Annotated in this window: 18 protein-coding genes; 13 read left to right on the plus strand and 5 right to left on the minus strand. The window is 65.2% G+C overall.

Features of this window, described 5'->3' with window-relative positions:
* Position 1 precedes the first annotated feature (1 nt).
* The 3 genes from ACQY4S_RS07445 to ACQY4S_RS07455 all read left to right on the plus strand — a co-directional run bounded on the left by ACQY4S_RS07445 (position 2) and on the right by ACQY4S_RS07455 (position 1,393).
* Entirely contained in the window at positions 2 to 205 is a 204-nt protein-coding gene (locus tag ACQY4S_RS07445) for a Trm112 family protein (RefSeq protein WP_428484546.1), read from the plus strand.
* A complete protein-coding gene (locus ACQY4S_RS07450; RefSeq protein ID WP_428484547.1) occupies positions 205 to 561 on the plus strand; it encodes a gamma-butyrobetaine hydroxylase-like domain-containing protein in 357 nt (118 codons plus the stop codon). The genes ACQY4S_RS07445 and ACQY4S_RS07450 overlap by 1 nt, the downstream gene beginning before the upstream one ends.
* Before the next feature lie 448 nt (positions 562 to 1,009).
* The gene (locus ACQY4S_RS07455) at positions 1,010 to 1,393 is read left to right on the plus strand and encodes a Smr/MutS family protein (protein WP_428484548.1); all 384 of its coding nucleotides are present in this window, start codon (positions 1,010 to 1,012) and stop codon (positions 1,391 to 1,393) included.
* Between the two features lie 141 nt (positions 1,394 to 1,534).
* On the opposite strand, the gene ACQY4S_RS07460 is transcribed toward ACQY4S_RS07455, so the two are convergent.
* On the minus strand, positions 1,535 to 2,014 hold the full coding sequence (locus tag ACQY4S_RS07460) for a MaoC family dehydratase (RefSeq protein ID WP_428484549.1): 480 nt from the start codon (positions 2,012 to 2,014) through the stop codon (positions 1,535 to 1,537).
* On the minus strand, positions 2,011 to 3,186 hold the full coding sequence (locus ACQY4S_RS07465) for a CaiB/BaiF CoA transferase family protein (protein ID WP_428484550.1): 1,176 nt from the start codon (positions 3,184 to 3,186) through the stop codon (positions 2,011 to 2,013). The genes ACQY4S_RS07460 and ACQY4S_RS07465 overlap by 4 nt, the downstream gene beginning before the upstream one ends.
* A gap of 385 nt (positions 3,187 to 3,571) precedes the next feature.
* Between ACQY4S_RS07465 and ACQY4S_RS07470 the strand changes: the two genes are divergently transcribed.
* Positions 3,572 to 4,642, plus strand: coding sequence for a phytanoyl-CoA dioxygenase family protein (locus ACQY4S_RS07470; protein WP_428484551.1), 1,071 nt, complete (start codon positions 3,572 to 3,574; stop codon positions 4,640 to 4,642).
* Between the two features lie 70 nt (positions 4,643 to 4,712).
* Here ACQY4S_RS07470 and ACQY4S_RS07475 read toward each other — a convergent pair whose 3' ends face one another.
* Positions 4,713 to 6,050: a glycosyltransferase family 4 protein gene (locus tag ACQY4S_RS07475; RefSeq protein ID WP_428484552.1), complete on the minus strand. Its 1,338-nt coding sequence runs from the start codon at positions 6,048 to 6,050 to the stop codon at positions 4,713 to 4,715.
* Positions 6,047 to 7,198, minus strand: a complete 1,152-nt coding sequence (locus tag ACQY4S_RS07480) for a glycosyltransferase family 4 protein (RefSeq protein WP_428484553.1) — start codon at positions 7,196 to 7,198, stop codon at positions 6,047 to 6,049. Before ACQY4S_RS07480 ends, ACQY4S_RS07475 begins: the two co-directional genes overlap by 4 nt.
* A 220-nt stretch (positions 7,199 to 7,418) precedes the next feature.
* Between ACQY4S_RS07480 and ACQY4S_RS07485 the strand changes: the two genes are divergently transcribed.
* From ACQY4S_RS07485 to ACQY4S_RS07520, 8 genes are all read left to right on the plus strand, one after another.
* Positions 7,419 to 8,075 (plus strand): ABC transporter ATP-binding protein, encoded by a 657-nt coding sequence (locus ACQY4S_RS07485; protein ID WP_428484554.1) that lies wholly within the window; start codon positions 7,419 to 7,421, stop codon positions 8,073 to 8,075.
* Between the two features lie 290 nt (positions 8,076 to 8,365).
* Positions 8,366 to 9,199 (plus strand): ABC transporter permease, encoded by an 834-nt coding sequence (locus tag ACQY4S_RS07490; RefSeq protein WP_428484555.1) that lies wholly within the window; start codon positions 8,366 to 8,368, stop codon positions 9,197 to 9,199.
* Between the two features lie 293 nt (positions 9,200 to 9,492).
* Complete coding sequence (locus tag ACQY4S_RS07495; protein WP_428484556.1) at positions 9,493 to 10,584, plus strand: capsule biosynthesis protein; 1,092 nt, start codon at positions 9,493 to 9,495, stop codon at positions 10,582 to 10,584.
* A gap of 419 nt (positions 10,585 to 11,003) precedes the next feature.
* Positions 11,004 to 12,311 (plus strand): capsule biosynthesis protein, encoded by a 1,308-nt coding sequence (locus tag ACQY4S_RS07500; protein ID WP_428484557.1) that lies wholly within the window; start codon positions 11,004 to 11,006, stop codon positions 12,309 to 12,311.
* A complete protein-coding gene (locus ACQY4S_RS07505; RefSeq protein ID WP_428484653.1) occupies positions 12,253 to 13,098 on the plus strand; it encodes an SDR family NAD(P)-dependent oxidoreductase in 846 nt (281 codons plus the stop codon). The genes ACQY4S_RS07500 and ACQY4S_RS07505 overlap by 59 nt, the downstream gene beginning before the upstream one ends.
* 10 nt (positions 13,099 to 13,108) lie before the next feature.
* Entirely contained in the window at positions 13,109 to 14,650 is a 1,542-nt protein-coding gene (locus ACQY4S_RS07510) for an LTA synthase family protein (protein ID WP_428484558.1), read from the plus strand.
* Entirely contained in the window at positions 14,647 to 15,981 is a 1,335-nt protein-coding gene (locus ACQY4S_RS07515) for a glycosyltransferase family 4 protein (protein ID WP_428484559.1), read from the plus strand. Before ACQY4S_RS07510 ends, ACQY4S_RS07515 begins: the two co-directional genes overlap by 4 nt.
* On the plus strand, positions 15,978 to 19,001 hold the full coding sequence (locus ACQY4S_RS07520; RefSeq protein ID WP_428484560.1) for a glycosyltransferase: 3,024 nt from the start codon (positions 15,978 to 15,980) through the stop codon (positions 18,999 to 19,001). Before ACQY4S_RS07515 ends, ACQY4S_RS07520 begins: the two co-directional genes overlap by 4 nt.
* A 135-nt stretch (positions 19,002 to 19,136) precedes the next feature.
* On the opposite strand, the gene ACQY4S_RS07525 is transcribed toward ACQY4S_RS07520, so the two are convergent.
* Positions 19,137 to 19,919: a class I SAM-dependent methyltransferase gene (locus ACQY4S_RS07525; RefSeq protein WP_428484561.1), complete on the minus strand. Its 783-nt coding sequence runs from the start codon at positions 19,917 to 19,919 to the stop codon at positions 19,137 to 19,139.
* A gap of 601 nt (positions 19,920 to 20,520) precedes the next feature.
* On the opposite strand from ACQY4S_RS07525, the gene ACQY4S_RS07530 reads away from it, so the two are divergent.
* Positions 20,521 to 21,369 (plus strand): FkbM family methyltransferase, encoded by an 849-nt coding sequence (locus tag ACQY4S_RS07530; protein WP_428484562.1) that lies wholly within the window; start codon positions 20,521 to 20,523, stop codon positions 21,367 to 21,369.
* The last annotated feature ends 290 nt before the right edge of the window (positions 21,370 to 21,659 follow it).

Here is a 21,659-nt window from a genome sequence, read left to right on the forward strand (position 1 = left end):
CATGTCGGATGTCGATCCAACCCGGCGGGAATCAGCCGTTGACGCGCGCCTGCTGGAGGTCCTGGTCTGCCCGCTGACCAAGGGACCGCTGGAATACGACCGCCTCGCGAATGAGATGATCAGCCGGAAAGCCGGCTTGGCCTACCCAGTGCGCGACGGCATCCCGATCATGCTGCCGGAAGAAGCCCGCCATCTGGACGAATAATGGTGATCCCCACTGAGATCCGACTGGACCGGGCGACCAGTGTGCTACATGTCACGTTCGATGACGGAACAGCTTGCGCCCTTCCGACTGAACTGCTGCGCGTGGAAAGCCCCAGCGCCGAGGTTCAGGGTCATAACCCTGCCCAGAAGCAGATCCTCGCCGGCCGCCGCCATGTCGGTATCATCGGTATCGAGCCGGTGGGCCATTACGCTGTCCGGCTGCTGTTCGACGACCTGCATGATACTGGGATCTATACCTGGGACTATCTTTGGGAAATGGGGCAGAACAAGGACGCTCTCTGGGCGGCCTACCTGGACGCACTCGCCTCACGCGGCCTGTCGCGCGATCCGAAGTAGCGGGAGCTGTTTACAGCACGGGTATGACGCCGAGACGCGGCCGCATTCATCACGGCTCGACCAGCCAGATCATTGTCATGACCGACCGTTGCCCGATCCGCCTTGAGATGAAGGTCGTGCCGCACCGGCATGGCTCTCGCCGGCACGGCGTGGCGACCAAACACGCGCCGAGGAAGCATCGCCCTCCCCGCGTTGCGAGGCTTGAACCCGCCAGCATCCCCGGGATGTGGCGAGATCAGGATCCTGCCACTCATCAGTTGTTGACGCCTTTATCGATTGCAGCTTCATGCCGCCCCGCGCGCGAGTCCTGAGCCAGGCCGATCTTGAAACATGGGCGACTTTTGCCCGCATGATCGCTCCGCTGCGTGCCTCGACGACCAGCCATACCGCTGGTGCCTCAGGCGAGCCCGTCCAAGCGGCTACACCCGTTATACCGCCGACCAGGCAGGTGTCGACGCCCGCCGTGCGTCCACCACGGCCGATCATTCCGTCCCTGTCGGTTGGCGGCCAGCCTGGCGGATTGGACAGCGCGACCTGGCAACGCTTTCGCTCGGGCAAGCTGCCCTCGGCGCGGCGGTTGGACCTGCACGGACTGACCGTGCAGCACGCCTTCCATGCGCTTGTCGCCTTCCTGCGCTCCGCTCACGCCGACCGGCTGCGCTGCGTCGAAATTATCACCGGCCGTGGCAACAGCGAAAATGGCGGCGCCATCCGCCGCGAGCTGCCGCACTGGCTGAACCGGCCGGACCTAAGGCCACTGGTGCTGGCGGCATCGCATCCGCATGCATTGAATCCCGGGTCGGTGCGGCTGCTGTTGCGGCGGGTCCGCTGATACCGTTTGATGTTAGTATCTGATCGCAGAGAAGCGTCAGACGCGTAGCGGCCACGTTTCGGCGCGTGTATCAGATACTTCAGGCCAATAGCGACGTATCGCGCTTCTCTGATGCGCGATACGAGGCTGCGCGCCGGGGCATCAAGCTGGCCGCTTGCGCAGCAAATATCGCTGACGCCCCTCCAGCACCAGTTCGCGCCGCTGATTGTGGATCGTGCTGTGAAACCCTAGGACGCCGGTTGTCCGGTTTGGCGTCAGTTCATCGATCTCCAGCGCCGGATAAACCGTATCACCGGCATGGACCGGCTTCAGGAAGCGACTCGACTGCTCGATGAAACCAACCAGTGAATCCTCGACCAGATAGGGAAACAGGCCGGCCCCCGGCGCCGTCTGGACAAGCGACTGCAGGCCGTGTGCCAGAAGCCCGGGCATGCCGCGGGCCTTGCAGAATTCCACGTCGTAGTGGACCGGATGGTTGTCGCCGCTGGCGGCCTGGAACGCCAGAAAGACCGCATCGGTCATGGTCCGGCTGGGCAGGACGAAGCGCTCATGAAGGCGGAAGTCTTCAAACCAGCGCTGCTCGGCTATCATGCGGTGCTGGGTGGGATCAAACTGCGTCATACCGCGCCGGCCCCGCGCATCGCGGCGATCCGATCCGGTGAGAAGCCGATTTCCGCCAGTACCTCATCGGTATGCTGGCCGACGGACGGAACATCGCCCAGCATCGCTTCCTGGTCGGTGAACTCGAACGGCGGCAGCAGGCCACGGACCGGTCCGGCTTCGGTGTTGACCATGCGCCACCTGTCGCGCGCGGCGAACTGGACGTGGTCCCAGACGTCCTTTGGCTCGTTCAACCGGCCGTTGGCGATATCGGCACGATCCAGCAGCGCGACCACCTGCTCCGTCGGCATGGTGGTAAAGAAATCCTCGATCAGGGTGGTCAGCGCCACCCGGTTCTCCCGCCTGGCATGCTGCGTGGCAAAGCGCGGATCGGTCCGCACCTCGTCCCGGCCAAGCACCTTCTGGCAGAACGTCACCCACTCACGCTCGTTCTGCAGCCCGAAGATTACCTGGCCATCCTGCGTCCGATGCGCGCCATAGGGTGCGATGGCGGGATGGTTGGTCGGCAGGCGCGGCGGCGGCGAGCCGGCATAGGCCTGGCGCAACATCGGATACGTCATCCACTCGCCCAGCGCGTCGAGCATGGCGACCTTCACGTTGGCGCCCTCTCCGGTGCGGCTGCGGCGCAGCAGCGCCGACAGGATGGCGGTCAGCGCGTACATCCCGGTGGCGATGTCGGCGATCGAGATACCCACGCGGGACGGCTCGTCTGGCGAGCCGGTGACGCTGATCAGGCCGGATTCCGCCTGGATCAGCAGGTCGTAGGCCTTCTTCCGCACGAACGGTCCGCTCTCGCCGTAGCCAGAGATGTCGCAGACCACCAGTTTCGGGTTGGCCGGCTTCAGTGCCTCGTGCCCAAGGCCAAGGCGCGCGGCGGCGCCGGGCGCCAGGTTCTGGATCAGCACGTCGGCGCCGGCGATCAACCTATCCAGCGCGGCGCGGCCGTCCGGGTTCTTCACGTCCAGCGTGACGCTGCGCTTGCCGCGGTTGAGCCAGATGAAGTGGCTGCAGATCCCATTGACATAGCTGTCGTAGGCGCGGGCGAAGTCGCCATCGCCGGGCCGCTCGATCTTGATCACGTCGGCGCCGAGGTCGGCCAGATGCCGGGTGCAGAGTGGGGCTGCCACGGCGTGTTCCAGCGCGATCACGCGCATCCCTTCCATCGGGCGCATCGGCGGGTTTCCTTTGGTTGCATCCGGCGGCGAGAAAAGCCCCGGCGCGTGCCGCTGTCAAAGTCAGCGGATCGCGGTGTCTGTCTGGAAAGCCGGCATTCGCACCGGCTTGAAGCCGGCGTTCGCGCGGGGGACACGATCCGACCAGTTCGACCACAGGCAACCAGGCCGCGACCGACGATCCGCCATGCCTGGCCATGATGACGGCGGGCAAGCCCAGGCGGACAAGCTCGGACTGGGGGATGTGGCCTCCTTTGGCCGGGGATTGCCAACCCGACGCGGCGCGCCGAGACTCAGGCTTGCAGTGCCTGCTGCCGGACCTGTCGGAATGGCATCGGCAACGTGCATTGGATCAACAAGTTCTTCACCGGCATCATAGGCATTCATGAACTCCACCGGTTCCCGTCCCGAGCTGTTGCGTGCCGTCATCCGCCCATTCGCGGCACCATTCTGGGCGGCCCAGCTTCTCACCGGCGCGAAATCGTTCATGGACAATCCGATGATCGGCAGCCGCCAGCTTAATGAACGCGGCCTGCATGTCGGACGGGTGGCGCTCGCGCATCGCCTGGCCGCTCGCCGCCGCCGTGCGATCGGCGCCAACGTTGAACCGGCGGACCGGGCGGCGTTCGAGCGCGATGGCTTCGTCGTCAAGCGGGACTTCCTGGCACCCGCCTTGTTCGAGCGGCTGTGCGCGCAAATTCGCGTCCATCGCGGCCAGGGCCGTGAAATGGTGCAAGGCGACACGATCACCCGACGCATCGCCATCGACCCGGCGACGCTCTCGCGCATCCCGGCGATGCGGGACGTGCTGGCCATGCCGGAATGGCATTGGCTGATCCGCTTCGCCTGGAGTTATAATGCCGCGCCCCTCGTCTATGTGCAGACCATCCTGAGCCACGTTCTCAGCGGTCCCGAGGACCCGCAATGCGCGCTGCACGCCGACACGTTCCACCCGACGGTGAAGGCCTGGCTGTTCCTTACTGATGTCGCGGAGGACGAAGGTCCATTCACCTATGTGCCTGGCTCGCACCGTGCGACCACGGCGCGGCTCGACTGGGAAAAGCGCATGAGCCTGCGTGCGCCCGACGCCCCTGACAGGATGACGCGGCGCGGCTCCTTCCGTGTCGAAGCCTCCGAGCTTGCCGAACTCGGGCTGCCTCCGCCGGTGGCGCTCGCGGTGCCCGCCAACACGCTTGTTGTTGCCGACACCCACGGCTTTCATGCCCGTGGGCCGAGCGTACGACCGACGCGGCGGGTCGAGATCTGGGCTTATGGCCGCCGCAATCCTTTCCTGCCCTGGATCGGTCTTGATCCCTGGTCGATCGGCGAACTCGGCCATTACCGCGTGCCGCTTTACTGGCGCGGTGGCGACCTGGCCGAGGGCCTTGGGATGAAGCGCAACGTGTGGCGGCCGCGCGACGGCGTGTCCGCCTTCGACGGCGCGGTTCCAAGCTGATCAGCAAAACCGCCGCCGCGCCGGCCCGTCGCACGACAGGGCGTTGCGGAAAGCGCCGATCCTGGTCTGGTTATCGTCGCCCCGAGGGCGTCTTCGTCATCACGTCCGCATACATCGCTGTCAGCGCCGCGCGGTACGGCGCCGCGCCGAAACGGGCGGCCTGAGGTGGACCCGCCGCCTCCAGGCGCCGGCGCAGCGCCTCGTCCTGGTCGAGCATGCGGATGCCGCGCGCGATTGCCTCCGTGTCATACGGATCGACCAGCACCGAGGCGTCGCCGGCAATCTCCGGCAACGACGCTTCGGTCGAAGTGAGCGTGGCGGTGCCCAGCGCCATGGCTTCCGCCACCGGCAGGCCAAAGCCCTCGTAGAGCGATGGGAACAACACGGCGCGTGCGCCCCGGATCAGCCGCAGCAGCGTGCCGAAGGGCAGATAGTCTATCCGGCGGATGCGCGGGCCACCCGGCTGATCGCTCGCGCGTAGCCGCAACAATCGCAGCTCGGACTGGGCCTTCCAGCTTCGCCCACCCACCAGCACAAGCGGCGCCGAGGTGCCGGCCGAGAGATAGGCTTCCAGCAGGCGCCCGATATTCTTCTTCGGCTCCAGCGCGCCAAAGAACAGGAAGTAGCCACGTGGCACCAGGCCAAACACCCCGCCCAGGAAGTCGGCGAGGTCGGCGGCCTCGGGCAGTGCCTGCTCCGGCAGGTCGATCGATTCGTAGGTGTTGACCACCTTCCCCGCCGCCTCCGGGTAGACCCGAAGAATATCGGCACGCGAGGCTTCCGAGACCGTGCAGATCGCCGCGCCCTCGGCGATGCAACTGCGAACCAGATTAAGATGATAGCCCTTGTCGTCCAGCGTGGTGTGCGGCAGGCGAAGTGGCACCAGGTCGTGCACGGTATAGATGTTGCGCGCGCCCTCCACGACGATCGGCAGCGGGTAGGTCCAGTGCATGATCGCTGGCCCGTCCGGGATGCGCACCCGCAGGAACCGCCGGGTCTGGCGGAAGTGCCGCACGGCCAACTGGAACAGGTCGGAGACATTCAGGATGCGGTCGAAGTCCGGCATGCGGAAGCCGCGCCGGTCCACCAGCCCCGTCATCGGCATCTCCATTGCCTCGCAGCCGCGCCGTGCGGCAGCACGCTCGCGCCACCAGCGTGCCGAAATGACGGGATCGGGCGCACGGCGGGGCTCCTGGTCGAGCCGGTCAAAGAACGCCACTTCCCGCATGATCGGCGAGGCGTTCGCGGACATCGGCAGCCCGTACAGCACGTCGACCGGGTGGCCAAGCTGAGTGAGGCAGCGGCTCAGAACGCGGGCATACGTGGCAATCCCCGTCCCCTGGGCCATGGCCAGGTTAAAGCCGTCGATGCCGATGCGAACGGACGTTCCGCCGGAAGGCGAGGTCATGTGCGGGCAACTCCCAGCCGATCATAGATCGCGGCGAGCCGACCGAAACAGGCCGCGGGCGAAAACGCGGCTGACCGGCGCCGCCCGGCCGCGGCAAGGCGCTCGCACAATTCCGTGTCTCGATCAAGGCAGGCAATCGCCTCCGCCATCGCGCGGATGTCGAGCGGATTGACCAGAAGCGCCGCATCACCGGCGATCTCCTCGGTGGCGCCGCCGCCTGACGTGAGGACCGGCACGCCGAGTGCCATCGCTTCGGCGATTGGCAGACCGAACCCCTCGGCCAGCGACGGGAACAGCAAGGCCCGCGCGCCACGCAGGAGGTCGAGCAAAGCGGGTCGCGGCAGCCATGGCGCGCGCCAGACCCCGCGGTGTTCCGGCGCTGTTCCGGCCAGTTCGCTGAGCGGGCGGATCTCGGCCCCGCCGGCGGCGAGCTCCTCCGCCGCCCGCCAGCCATCGGGGCCAGCCAGGATCAGCGGAGCAACCGCCGCGCTTTCGCGATAGGCCGCGATCAGCCGGCCAATGTTCTTCCGAGGCTCGATCGCGCCACAGAACAGGAAGTGTCCCCGCCTATCCGGCGGCGGCGCATCATCCAGGCCGGGCGGCAGGTTCAACGGCTGGTAGGTATTGGTCACCCGCTCCTGCGGCAGGCCGAGCAGGGTCATGATGTCGCGGCGAGAGGCTTCGGAAACCGTGACGACGTGATCGGCCCGCCGCGCGACCGCCCGGATGATGCGGGCGAAACGGCGGCTGTCGATATCGGTGAGGTTTGGTGTGCGCATCGGGATGAGGTCGTGAACCGTGTAGACGTTTGGCACGTTCCGGAATACCAGCGGCAGCGGATACGTCCAGTGCATCAGCGCCGGCGGCTGACGGCTCCGCACCTCCAGCAAGTTTCCGTGGATGTCGAAATGCACCTGCGCCAAGCGAAAGACATCGGGCGCCAGCCAGGCGTGCGCGAACCCTGCGGGTGGCGTGGCAATCGCCGCCGCGCGGCATGCCGCCGGCCAGGCCGCACGCAGCCAGCGCCGCAGATGGCCAATCTGGCGGGAGCCGCCCAATGCGACATCCGGTGGGACATCAAGCAGTACGTCGGCCGCGCGCCCTGTCGCACGCAGTCCCTCCAGCAACGCGAGCGCGTAATTTGTCACCCCAGTGCCTTGGCGCAGCGCGAAATTGCGTCCATCAAGGCAAATTGCGGCGCGGCCCTGGTCACCGGCCGTCAGGGTATCGTCCAGCCATACTTGCGCCTAGGATTTCCATCAGGGTATGCAGATGCCGTGAATCTTTCAATGTCGGTCTTCGGCTTCAATGTCGATCCTCAGCTGAGCTCGGTATGAAGTCAGCGCAACATGAAGTCGGCGTAGGCGGATGATCGTCTTCGAGAACGTGAGCAAGGTCTACCACACCCGCAGCGGCCAGCGTCGGGTGCTCGACGACGTGTCCTTCTCGATCGGCCGCGGCCAGAGCATCGGCATTGTCGGGCGCAACGGCGCCGGCAAGTCGACCTTGACGCGGCTGATGGCCGGCATCGAGTTCCCGACCCGCGGACAGATCCGGCGCGACATGTCGGTGTCCTGGCCAATCGGCTTCGGCGGCGCCTTCCAGAGCAGCCTGACCGGCGCGGACAACGCCCGCTTCATCGCCCGCATATACCGCAAGCCGATCGACTACGTGCTCGGCATGGTGGAGGATTTCGCCGGCCTTGGCGAATACTACCGCATGCCGGTGAAGACCTACTCGTCCGGCATGAAGGCGCGTCTCGCCTTCGCGGTGTCGCTGGCGGTCGACTTCGACTGCTATATCGTCGATGAGATCACGGCGGTGGGCGACGCCTCGTTCCGCGACCGCTGCGCCGACGCCCTGCGGTCGCGGCGGGAGAAAGGCACGCTCATCATGGTCTCGCACGACCCGAACACGCTGCGCGCGCACTGTGAGACCGGCGGCATGCTGCAGGGCGGCCACTTGCAGTTCTATGACACGATCGAGGAGACGATCCTGGCGTACGAGGGGATCTTTGCCGCATGAGGCCAACGCCCGCACGGCGACCGTGCGGCCGGTGCGGTGCCGTACTGGAAACCCGCCGTGCCAGCCATTGCCAGGAACAGGCGTGAGGCTTATCTGACCACGCCGGATCAGCCTACAGGCGTGGCAAGACTGGTCTTCAGCCAATGGCTTCCTGTATCCGCCGGAGCGTTTTCCTGTCATGCGGATTGTCTTGCGAACTGTCATAGGAGCGGTTGCGATGGCGGGTTTGGATCATTGAGTCAGGCCTGGTTTTCCCGGAAACATGCCAGCGTGCGCGTGGCGGTCGGCTGATGTTCGTGTCGCAATCCGGGATCGCCGTCACCGCGAAAGGGCCGGCGCGGCGCGGCGCGACGACGCGCGGCCTGGCGGTGCAGACCCACGTCGTCGGTGCGCTGCTGATGCGCGAGCTTCATACGCGGTTTGGACGGGACAATATCGGCTACCTCTGGGCGGTGTTCGAACCGGGGCTGCTCGCCCTCGCGGTCACGCTTCTGCATCTCGCGGCCTCGTCACGCACCGGATTCGGCATGGACCCGATCCCGTTCTGGGTGGTCGGCTACACACCGTTCTGCATGTTCCGTTTCATGGTGCTGCGTGCCGAGGCCGCGATCGAGAGCAATCGCACGCTGCTCTATCACCGTATGGTGACAATCACCGACCTGCTGATAGCCCGCAACCTGCTTGAATTCGCCTCCGCCGCCATGGCCATGGCCATTCTGGTGGGCGGCGCCTGGCTCTGCGGCTTGGGGAACCTGCCCGATCGGCCTCTGCTGATGTTCGCCGGCATGGCGCAGCTCTGGTGGCTGTCGTTCGGCCTGTCCCTGATCGTCGCCGCCGCGTCGGAAAACTCGACGGTGGTGCAAAGGATCATCCATCCGGCCACCTATGTCAGCCTGCCGCTGTCGGGCGCGTTCTTCCTGTTGAAATGGATTCCGCATCCGTGGCGCGAGTATCTAACTTGGTCGCCGCTGATTTCGCCGTTCGAGCAGATCCGCGAGGGGCAGTTCGCGTCATTTGACAGCGCCTATGTCTACCCGACATACGTCATAGGCTGGTCGCTTGTGCTGACGATCCTGGGGCTGGTCGCCATCCGGATCACGCGGCGGCGGATGCACCTTGACTAGATCGCCTGAGGCTGACCAGTCAAACGGCGAGAATTTCGCGATTAGACAAAGAGTTGGACCATGATCGGACACCGGCGAAGCTGCAACTTTCAGCGATCATGGTCTGACATGCGCGCCTGGCGGGCGTTGGACCTGCTTGAGTTCACCAGCCGCGGCGGCGGCCAAACCAGTGCAAGGATCGACGCATGGGTGGAATGACTGCTTCGCCTCCCGACCTTCGCGCCCAGTTCGCGGACGGAGAGGCGCCGTTCCAGACGCCTGGACGGCGGCGGCGGCCAAACCGGCTGCGCAAATTGCTGGCGCGCCGGGGCTGGTTCATGCTGTTCGTGCTCCTGCCGACGCTGCTCACCGCCGGCTACTACTATGGCATTGCCGCCGACCAGTATGAATCCGAGGCCCGGTTCATCGTGCGCGGCACGCAGTCGAACGGCCCGTCCATTAGCGGGCTTGGCCAGATACTCGGCATGACGGCTGGGCTCAGCGCGGCGCAAAGCGAGTCGTTCAGCGTGGACGATTACATGGCTTCGCACGACGCCGTCGCGGCGCTGCAAAACAAGCTCGATCTCATCGCGATGTTTCGTCGTCCCGAGGCGGACTTCTTCGCGCGGCTGTGGTGGCCGGATCCGAGTGCCGAAACGCTGCTGCGCTACTATCGCGATCAGGTGACCATTCGGTACAACGAGGACACCGGCATCACCACGATCAAGGCGAACACCTTCGAGCCGGTGGATTCCCGCAACCTCGTCCAGGCGCTGCTGTCGCTCGGTGAGGCGCGGGTGAACGAATTCAACCAGCGCGCGATCGAAGATACGGTGAAAGTCGCGCAAGACGAGGTGGACCGTGCGGAGAAGCGCATCACCGCCGCGCAGCGCGCGCTTACCACGTTTCGCATGACCGAGCGCGACATCGATCCGCAAAAGACCACCACGGCGCAGCTTGCGCTGATCAACACGCTGCAGCAGCAGCTTGCGCAGGCCCGCGCCCAATTCGCCGGGATCAACGCTTCAGTGCATCAGGACAGTCCGCAGTTTGTTGCGCTACAGGATCGTATTCATGCACTTGAAGGGCAGATCGCCACCGAGTCAGCGCGCCTGACCGGCCAGAACGGCGCACTCGCCCCGGTGCTCGCCAATTACGAGCAACTCACGCTGCAGCGCGAGTTCGCGCAAACCAGCTACACCAGCGCGTTGACCGCGCTCGAGAATGCTCGGCTGCAAGCGATGCGCCAACAGCTTTTTGTGGTGAACGTGGTGCGACCAAACCTGCCACAACGCGCGCTGTTTCCACACAGCTCGATGATGGTCGCAACCGTGTTTCTCGGCCTGCTGCTCAGTTACAGCATCGGCTGGCTGATCATCGCAGGCATGCGGGAGCACGCCGCCTGACCGGCATCCGCCGCAGCTTGATCAGCGGTGAAAGCGGCGCGGAAAACTGGCGTCCATGTCCGTTCCAGTATAGCACATAGTAGAACCCATTCAGTGTTCATGAATGGCGCCAGTTTGGTCAGCACGATGTGCCGGATACCACGGCTCTGACGCAGTGGATTTCGCTAAATCCGCTGCCCGGGATTCAGCGGCTTCAGGATCACATCGTGGCTGCCGGTAACGGCTTTGATGCATCTCGCCGCCTCGTTGGCATGAATGCCATGGATGAGTATATACGCGGGGTAGGCGTGGTGAAAGTGTAATGCAACCGGCGGTTACAGGAACCTCAAGAACAAGTTAACGGTAGTTATGCCGATATGGCCTCGTAGCCATCATTTCCCTTGTGCTACTGGAAAGCACGCAGAAAACGGCGGCATGACGTGACAGCACCGAAACAAAATGACCTATTCGGCCGCGCGCGCATCTTCCTGTTCCTGCAGGGTCCCGCCAGCCAGTTTTTCAGCCACCTCGGACGTACTCTCGCGGCACGAGGTCACGGCGTCCATCGCATCAACTTTCATGGCGGCGACCAGGTGTTCTGGAAATCGCCCCAGGCGATGAACTACCGCGGCCACGAGCGGAACTGGCCGAGCTTCCTGGAATCAAAGATCCTCGATCACGGTATCACCGACATCATCCTGTTCGGGGACTGCCGCCCTCATCATCGCGCCGCCGTCACGGTGGCCCGCCGGCTGCAGCTTCCTGTCCATGTGTTCGAGGAGGGTTATATCCGGCCGAACTGGGTGACGTTCGAGCTGGGCGGCGTGAATGGCCATTCCAGCCTGCCGCGTGATCCGGACTGGTATCATGAGCAGGCCGCGCGGCTGGAAGCCGTGGCGGAGGGTCCTGGCATCGGATCGAGCTTCACCCGCCGCGCGGCCGAAGACCTGACCTACAACTTTGGATACATGCTGCTTGGCTGGAGCTTTCCGTTCTACCGCACTCACCGGCCCTGGCATCCACTTGTGGAATATGTCGGCTGGGGCTCGCGGCTGGTGCGGCGCAAGCTGAATCGCGCGGCCATCGCCGCCGAGGTGGCCCGCGCCGACGCGCTGCGGGACTTCTATGTCTTTCCGCTGCAACTGGACTGTGATTCGCAGGTGCGGCAACATTCTTCGTTCGGCGGCATGACGCCGGCAATCGACACGGTGCTTACCTCCTTTGCCGCCCATGCTCCGGCCGCCACCACACTCATTGTCAAGGAGCACCCGCTGGACAACGGCCTGTGCAACTGGCGCAGGCGCGTGGCGGACATCGCGGCGCGCCTTGGGATCAACCAGCGCGTCTGCTATATCGAGGACGGCGACCTGGAGCACCTGACGCGCGCCGCCCTCGGCATGGTCACCATCAACAGCACAAGTGGGACATTGGCGCTCGCGGCCGGCGTGCCGGTCACCACACTGGGACAGGCAGTCTACGACATGCCCGGCCTTACCTTCCAAGGCGACCTTAACGCATTCTGGACCAACGCAACGCCACCCGATGCAACGCTGTTCGCGGCATTCCGTCGGGTGCTGGCGCATCGCTGCCTGGTCCGCGGCGGCTTCTTCAGCACGGAAGGCGTGCGGCTGCTGACCGAGGGTGCGGTGGCGCGGCTGGAAACGCTGCATGCCGCGCATGCGGTGGCGGATGTTCGGACGGCAACGGCGCTGCCGGCGGGGGGGCAACCTGCTCAGGCCACCGGCTAAGATTACGCCGCCTCGCAATATTGTCATCACGGGCGCTACCAGCGGACTCGGCCGCGCTCTCGCCGTCGGTTACGCCGCGCCGGGGATCCGCCTGGGGCTGATCGGACGTGATGCGATGCGGCTTGAGCAGGTGGCGCGGGACTGTGGGGGCAAAGGTGCGGCAGTGGTGATCGGCCGGCTTGATGTTCGTGAGGCCGAGGCGCTCGCCGGCTGGCTTGTCGCGTTTGACGATGCCGGCCCCGTGGACCTTGCCGTTGCCGCCGCCGGCATCTCCGCGGGACCGCCGCCGGAAACGGCCACCGAACCGGCGGGGCTGGCGATGCGGCAGATCGGCACGAACCTGCTGGGTTGCATGCACACCATTGAGCCGTTGCTGCCCCGCCTGCTGGCGCGCGGCATCGGGCAGGTCGCGGTGGTCAGTTCGGTCGCGGGCTATCGCGGCCTGCCGTACAGCCCTGGCTACAGCGCCAGCAAGGCCGGTGTGCGCGCCTATGGCGAGGCGCTGCGCGCACTGCTGCGCCCGCACGGCATCCGCGTGAGCGTGGTGGTACCAGGCTTCTTCGACTCACCGATGACCGACCGCTTTCATGGCGACAAGCCGTTCCTGATCTCGCTTGAGCGAGCCAGCGGGATCGTGCGGCGTGGACTTGATCGCGGACAGGCACGGATTGTCTTCCCGCGGCTGCTCGGGCTGGGCCTGCAGGCGGCCGATCTGCTGCCGGCCTGGCTTGGGGATCACATCCTGCGCGGCGTGCGGTTCCATATCGTGCCGCCGGACCTGGTCTGATCGGCTGGACATGGTCTTCCAGCTCACGACCGCCGCGCTGCTGCTGCTGCTCTGCGCCCTGTTTTTGCGCTGGCACGCCGGCGCCTGGGCAGCGCGGCCGCCGTTCTGGGTGATGGCGCTGGATGTCGCGCCGTTGCTGATCGGTGCGGCGCTGTTCGCCGCGCTGACCGCTCGTCCGCTGTTCGGCGCGCTGGTCGTCGCCGCGCTGGCGGGCGGGCTGGTGGGGGCGGACGTGGTGAAGCGGCAGGTGCTGCGGGAGCCGGTGGTGTTCGCCGATCGCGCCGAATTGCTGGAGGTTGTGCGTCACCCCGAGTTCTATTTGCCGTTCGCCGGCACCGGCTTGGTGCTCGGCGCGGCCGCGGCCATCGCAGCGGTTGCCGGCGCGGTGGCGTGGGCGCTGCCGCCGGTCTGGCCATGGTCCCCCTGGCCGCCACTTGCCGCCTTGCTGGTCACCGTGGCGGCGTTCGCGCTGCCCGGCTGGCCGCCTTTGCTGGCGCGGTTGCAGCGTCTGTACGAAGGGCTGGCGCCGAGCCGCGACCCAGGGCGCGACACGGCGCGCTGGGGCATGCTCGCCTGCTTCGCGATCCATGCGACACTTGCCCGTGCGGAGCGACCGGCTCGCCGCGCCACGGCCGCGGTGCTGCGCTCGCCGCCCGACCGCTGGCATGGACCGGTGGTGATGGCGCAGCTCGAATCCTTCTTCGATCCACGCCGGCTGCATGTCGCGATGCCGCCGAACTTGCTGCCCGGCTTCGATGCCTGCCGCGCCGCGGCCGCGGCCGCGGGACGACTAGCCGTGCCAACCTGGGGGGCGAACACGATCCGCACCGAGTTCGCGGCACTGACCGGGCTGGGATCGGTGGCGCTCGGGCTGGACCGGTTCAACCCGTATGAGCGCTTCGCCCGAACCCGGATCGACGCGCTCGCCTGGCACCTGCAGACGCTGGGTATGCGCACGGTCTGCCTGCACCCGTTCGACAGGCGTTTCTACGGTCGCAACCGCGCAATCCCAGCACTTGGCTTCCAGCGCTTCATCGGACCCGAGGCGTTCTCCACCGCCGGACGCGCCGAGGCTTTTGTGAACGACGCCGCACTGGCGCGGCACGCGGCCGAAATCCTGGCTGACGCCGGGCCGGACCTGTTCCTTTTTGTGATCTCGGTCGGCAATCATGGTCCCTGGCTCGCCGACCGCGGCGCAGAGGACGCGGTGCGGCTTCCGGACCCCCTGCAGGGGCTGCCGGAGGCAGCGGCGCTGCGTCGCTATCTAGGCGGCCTGCGCCGCACCGACGCCTTCTTCCCGGTGATGACCGACGCGCTGCGCGCGGCACCTGGGCGGGGACTGCTGCTCGCCTATGGCGACCATCAGCCAAGTCTGCCCGGCCTGTTCGCGGCGCTGGGGCATCGTGACACGATGACCGATTATGTGCTTTGGGACGCAGAACCCGTCGCCCATGCACCCTTCCGATCGGAGATACTGAGCGTGGAAGCCCTGCCGCAGCTCCTGCTCGATCGCCTTGGCGGATCGTACATCCAGCAGAAAGCCGCGGAATGAGTCCACCGGTCCTGCTTGATCTCTCCCGCCTGGTTTCGCGCGCGAGCCGGCCCACGCCGACCGGGATCGACCGGATCGAGCTCGCCTATGCCGAACACCTGATCGACCGGGCGGGCGATCGGGTCAGCTTCGTCGCGATGAACGCCGCCGGCGACATCGCGCCGCTGCGCACGCGCTACGGGCGCCTGCTCGTGGACGCGCTCGCGCGCTGCTGGCGCGATCCTGACGAGAGCGGCAGAGCCGCGCGGCGCCTGGGAATGCTGGCGCGCATGTCGGGCCTGATGCCTGGCCAGAGGCTTTTGCCGCCCGCCGCGCGCGGCAGCCGGCGCCGGCCGGTCTATCTGCTGGTCTCGCACCAGAATCTGCACCGGGCCGCACGGCTGGCCCGGTTCAAGGTACGCAGCGGCGCCGCCTTTGTTTTTTTCGTGCATGACCTGATTCCGATGGACTACCCGGAATATGCCCGGCCAGGCCAGGCCGAACGCCATCGCCAGCGGATCGAGACAATCTGCGCATTGGCCGACGGGGTGGTGGCGAACTCGCAGGCGACCGCCGATTCGCTGGCGCCCTACATCGCCCGCGCCGGCCGTCATATTCCCGTTCTCGTCGCTCATCCCGGCGCGGAATTCGCGACTCATTGCCCTTCCTCTTGCAACATCCCATCCACGGCCGCCGACGGTACCCCCTATTTCGCCTGCATCGGCACGATCGAGCCGCGCAAGAACCACCTGCTGCTGCTGCATCTCTGGCGCTGTCTCGCCGCCCGCGCCGACGCCGCCACGCCGCGCCTGAAGCTGATCGGGCAGCGCGGCTGGGAGAACGAGAACATCGTCGACATCATCGACCGCTGCACCGCGATCAGCGGCCTGCTCGAGGAGCACAACACCTTGCCTGACCGCGAGCTGCGCCCGCTGCTGGCCGGCGCACGTGCCCTGCTCTGCCCGGCGTTCGTCGAGGGCTACGGCCTGCCGATCGCCGAGGCACTGGCACTGGGCGTGCCGGTGATCTGCAGCGACATTCCGGTGTTCCGCGAGGTCGGCCGCGATGTGCCGGAATTCCTCGACCCGCTCGACGGATTGGGCTGGCTTCAGGCCATCCGCGACTACAGCGCGGCCGACTCGCCGCGCCGGGCGGCGCAACTCGCGCGCCTGCCGGCCTGGCACGCACCGCGCTGGGAGCCGCACATCGACGCGGTCATCGAGCTGATCGAGCAGATCTCGCCGGAAGCCGCGCCTCTGCCATGGCAGGAAAATGCGGCCGGCGACTTGCCCGGCAAGCAGGCGGCCTCTCCCCGAGGTCTCAAGCATCATCACGGAGCACGATCCTGTTGAAGAAAAGCTTCTCCCTGCTTGATCGTTTTGCCAGCAAACCTGTTGCGTCGAGACAGGAGGCGCCCGATGACGTCGCCGCGCTGATGCGCGAAGCGAGCGCGGCCCAGGATCGGCAGGATTGGGCGATGGCGCAAAGGCTTTGGCAGGAAGCCAGCGAGCGCCGGCCGGAAAACATCAATTGCTGGCTGCAGCTTGGCAACATGCGCAACGAGCTGGCCCATTACAAACTGGCGATCACGGCGTTCGAGACTGCCCGGGCGCTTGATCCGCAGGCCGCCGAACCGCTGGCTGGCATTGCCGGCGTGCATGAGCGCGCGGGCGATTGGAACGCGGCGCTGGCTTCATGGAACCAGCTTGTTCAACTGTTCGAAGATCCGGGCCGGAGCGTCCGGCCGTCGGACCAGGAGCAGCAGGGCCATGGCTTCCTGCATGCGGCACTTTCGGCCTCCATGGCGGGACAGCGCGAGTTCGCGATGGATATCATCGTCGACGCGACCCGGCGCGTGCCAGGATTCGCCGAGCTTCCCGGCCATCTGCTGATGCGCGCCCGCGCGGTCCGCCAATCCGATCCGGAGCGCGCCCGTGCGCTGCTGCGACAATGCCTCGAGCGTGCACCGGACGAAGATGCGGCGCGGTTCGAGTTCGGCTCCATTGCGCTTGACCATGGCAAGGCGCGTGAGTGGGCGGAGGCGGTCGACGTGGTCGAGGCCGCGCTGGTGCGGCGTGCCAACGACCTGTCCTTCCTCTGGCTGCTGGCGGATTTACGCGACCGGCTGCGCGAGTGGTCGGCGGTGCGTGTGCTGTCGGAACGGATGGCCGACCTAGCTGCCGGCGAGCCGCGTTACCTCCGCCGCGCGCTGGACGCCGCCCTGGCGATGAAAGACCTTGTCGCGGCAAGGCGCATCGCGTGCACGTTCACGCGAACCTTTCCGGGCGAATTCATTGCCGTGCATGAGCTGGCGTGCGCCTACGAAGACGCCCAGGAGCTTGATCGGGCGCGCCTGTTGTTCCGCTTTCTTCGGCGAAAATGGCCGCATAGCGGCTGGCACGAGTTCCGCTACATCGCTCTGACCGCGGCGCGAAGATCCCTGGCGGAAGCCGACCGCTTGTTGCGCGCGGCCGTCGCCAGGCGCGGGCGCGATCTCGAACTCGACAGGGTCTATTGCGACATCGCCTTTCGCGGCGGCAACTTCGCCGAAGCCCGGCGGCGGCTCGAGTGGTTCATCAGTGAGCATCCCGATGATGAAGCCGCGCAGTTGTTTCTCGGTTACGTGATCGCCAACACGAGCAGCCTTGCCGAGGCTGAGCGGCATTTCCTGGCCATGGCGACACGCAGCTTTCAGGCGAAAGGCGCGCTGGTCGGCCTGGCTCATATGGCGATGCGCCGCCGCGAGCCGCTTGTCGTGCACGAACGCTGGGCCAGCGTGGTGGAACTCTATCCCGACGACACCATCGGCCGTGTTGAATACGCCCGCAGCGCCTATGAGATACGCGATTTTGATCTGGCTCTGCAGATCTGCGAACGACAGCTCCGGCTGTTGCCGTCCGACGTCACGATGGGCGAATTCTATGCCTGGTTGCTTGCGGCGATCGGCCAGTTCGAGCCTGCGTGGGTGTACCTCAAGAGCTTGCGCCGCCACACCGGCCCCGGTTGGACGATCCTCGACCTGTCGCTGCTGAGTGCGGCACAGACCGGCCGCCTCGACACCGAGTTCGATGGGATCCTCGACAGCGTGCCGGACAGCGGCACACGCCGCGACGGCGGTCGGTTTTACCACGCCATTCGCCAACTCTGGTCGGCTCACCGGCCCGACCTGTTGCACAAGCTGGTGGACCGCGCCACGATCGAGCCGCGGCATCTCGCCTGGCTGTCGCCCTATTTGCGCGGTCATCCTGGCCAGCCCGCGCTCGCCCCTGCGTTTCACGCGCGGGTGGATGCAGCCTGGACCCGGACACGTGAACTGGTGCGCGGCGATACCGCGACGCGCCTGCGTGCCGCAAGCGACGCCCAGATCGCGACGCTGCTGGACCGGCCGCGGCATGCTTTTCCCACCGTTCACATCGTCAACAAGTTTGAACAGACGCGCGGCGGCAGCGAACTGCATGCACTCGATGTCGGCGAACGCCTGGCCGGGTATACCGACGTTGAGTTCTGGGCGCCGGAAATGCCGCATCCTTATTTCAGCGCAAAGCTTGGGGTCAAGGCGATCGAGCCGGGCCAGGGGCAGGTGCCGCATGGCGGCGTGCTGGTCATCATCGGCGTGTATTTCAATATTGTGACCTGGATCCGCCGCGCCCGGCCGAAGCGAGTGATCTTTCTCTACAACACGTTCGAGGCACCGCTGCTGTTCGAGCGTATTCAGGAAGTCTTCGAACAGACCGGCGTTCGCTCCGAATTGCTGTATTGCTCCGACATGATGGCGCGGGAGGTCGACCTGCCGGGCTTCTTCGAGCCATCGCCGGTCGACATCGAGCTGTTCCGCCCGCGCGGCACGCCGTTTCCGTCAGGCCATCGTTTTACCGTTGGCCGTCACTCGCGCGACGTCATCGAAAAACATCATGGTCAGGACTGGAAGGTCTATGAGGCCGCAGCGCAGGCCGGTGGGCGGTCACGCCTGCTGGGCGGCACCTGCATGGAACGCGTGTTCCCGCACACCGCAAGCATCGAGTTCCTGCCGGCGCGGCCCGATGGCATCGTGGAATTCCTGCAGGAGCTGGATTGCTATTATTACAACACCTCGACCTGGATCGAACCGTGGGGGCGCGTGGTGATCGAGGCGATGGCCTGCGGCCTGCCGGTCCTGGTCAGCGAGTCCGGCGGCTATGCACAGGCCGTCGAGCATGGGCGCACCGGCCTTGTGTTCCGCACCATTGATGAGGCGGTCGAGTTGATGCGCGCACTTATCGCCGACCCCGCGCTGCGGCAGCGACTTGGCACCGAGGCCAGGCGCAGCGTCGAGACGCTGCTCGGCGCGCCGGCGCTGGCGAGACTGGTGTCCTTCTATCTGGCGCAGGACTAGGTGTCGGTGCTGACGCGAGACTTGCGGGCATGGTTACCGCCCGCGGTCTCCGCGGAAGTCGTATTGCACGGACCGGACGCTGGCGGTCGGAACATGACGGCCAGAAGGACGGCGGCGGACAAGTGCCGATACGCCTCACCACAGGTGCTGCTCAGCCGTCTTGCGCACGACAACCTGCCAGCCGGCATGTACCCATTCATACGCATCGGGGATGGTCTTGAGGAACTGAAGCACGCCCGGCCCAACCGGTCCCTTGTCCCAGTCCCATAGGTCGAGCAGAAAATCATCGAAGATGAACAAGCCGCCAACTTCCAGCAGGCGCCAGGCGATCGTGGCATCCGCCAGCACGTCAGGCGCGCAATGAGAAGCATCAAGGTAGATGATGTCGAATTTTGCCTTCTCCTCGACAAGCAGTGTCAGACCCTGCCATGACTTCATGGCGATTTTTCTCACCCGATCGCCATAGGAAGAAACGTTGTGGTCGAATGAGGTTTCACTATCCTCGGAGAGCGTATTGTCTTGCGTCGAGGTCCAGCCTTTTTTCAGCTCGAAATGGTCAAGAGCAACCAGCCGGCTGCGTGGAAGATACTCGGCCGCGAAGACAATGGAGCGCCCTTCGAATGCACCCAGCTCCAGCCAGTTGACCGACCTGTCCCGGAATGGCGCCAGAACTTCGTGCCATGACCAGATCTTGTCTGAAAACCAGTCATGGCTAAAGCTTTTCGCGGCACATACGTGATCATAGTATAGCTTGAAAGGTTGAGCCTTCTTGACGAGTTCATCGTATCGTTCGCCTGCTTCAATGGCATGAAACCACCACTGTCCAGGGGTAGCGGCGAGAAAGCTCTCGAGCTGCGGGCGGCGATGGGCGCGCACGAGGTCGAACGCCTCTTGGGCCTTGGGTTCTAGAGTATGCATCAATCAAGCTCCTTGTATTACTGAGGAAGCTGCTCAAAGTGACGTCCGGCCACAATAGCCGCAGACCCGACATTGTTGTCTAGTGCGTTTCTCATCCAGCATTTCCAATCTTCTGACCAGCCGGGCTGATCACGATACCAGGCAATGCCTCCACCAACGTGACCTTTGGGCATTCGCAAGCTGCAGTGGTGCAGCACAACATGAAATCAACGTCTCGCCACCGTCGCAGGAGCCGCCGCATATGGCATGAAACCGCAAGCCAACATCTTGTGCAGTGCAACGTACACGGCGGAGACTTTACTTGACGCCCATTAAACTGACCTGATCAGGCATCAACCGTGCGAGCAACGAGCAGGTTGCACAAGCATCAGGATGCACGACACGCATCACGTTGATATGATGAGCAGAGATACCACCTTTCTGGCAGAACCGGTTCGTGCATGACAAGAATTTATCAATATGCCTGATGCTTATACTAGCGTGTTCGGCAAGTTCCTCCGTCTGACCATGTATAGTTCACGCTGTCGGCCGTCGTCGGGCATCGCAATCAGCAGGATCCGACCGCAGGTGGCACAACAAGACTAATTAGGGAGCTGCCGTCATGAGCTTCACGTCGGAAGACGTATTCCCGCTGGGAGGCGACCTTGGAGGCTGCCAAATCAGCTTCATGTTTGGCAGCCAGTCCCACCTTGACTATTATGCCGAAATCGCTCGGCGCGAGGGGTTGGCGGCCTATGAAGCGCCCACGCCGGCATTGATCTCGCGTCTTGTCCAAGGCGGTATGGGAAGTGTTCTCGATGTCGGTGCCCATACCGGCCTGCTCACATTGCTTGCCGCGGCGTCCGACGCGCAAACAACGGTCCATGCGTTCGAACCGCTGCCCAGCGCGCGCCAAGCGCTTGAGGCGAATGTCCGCTTGAACCCCGAGCTTGCATCCCGCGTGAACATCCACGCCATCGCACTGTCCGACCACGACGGAGAGGTCACCTTCTATGAGACGATCAACGACATGGGCTTTATCTCCACCAGTTCATCCATCGAGATCGCGCATGCCAGCAGCATCGACCATGGGGTGTTTCGTGAGCGGCGTGTGCCGACCATCCGACTGGATGAGTGGGCCGCGGCGCACCTGGGCACGGAGCGGCTGAAGCTGATCAAGATCGATGTCGAAACCCATGAATATGCCGTGCTGGCCGGGGGCATGAAAACCATCCTGCAGCGGCGTCCGATGATCGTCGCCGAGGTGCTGCCCACTGCGATCACCGAGCCGCACAATGCGCTGCTCGCGCACGGCTACCTCAACTTCGCGATCGCGCCGCAGGCGCTCGTGCAGCTTCCGACTGTCGGATATTGTCATGGTGCGCCAAACCATTTGCTCTGCCCGTCCGATCGAACCCACGAGGTGTTCGGGCTGTGCCGTCAGGTGGGACTACGACTTGAGGTAGGATGATGGACAGCGGCCGCTGTGCCGTCGTCAACGCGTAGCGACATGCCGTTTCGGCAGCAAGATACCGCGAGACCGCAAGGAGCGAAAACAGCCGTTCTGCAGCGCACGCAGCCCAGATTGCCGCCACGGAAACCGGCGCGTCGCCGAGACGCTGCCGCGGAAGGCTTGCGTGACGACGTTGCGCCGATCGCTGCTGATCCGCCACGTCGCACAGCCACAAAACGCCGCGCCACCGGGCGGGTCACGTCATTTTCAGGATGCAGGTTAGTGGCGACTCCGCATCGAGAGGCTAC

This window comes from Rhodopila sp., from assembly GCF_965276935.1.
Taxonomy (GTDB): Bacteria; Pseudomonadota; Alphaproteobacteria; order Acetobacterales; family Acetobacteraceae; genus Rhodopila.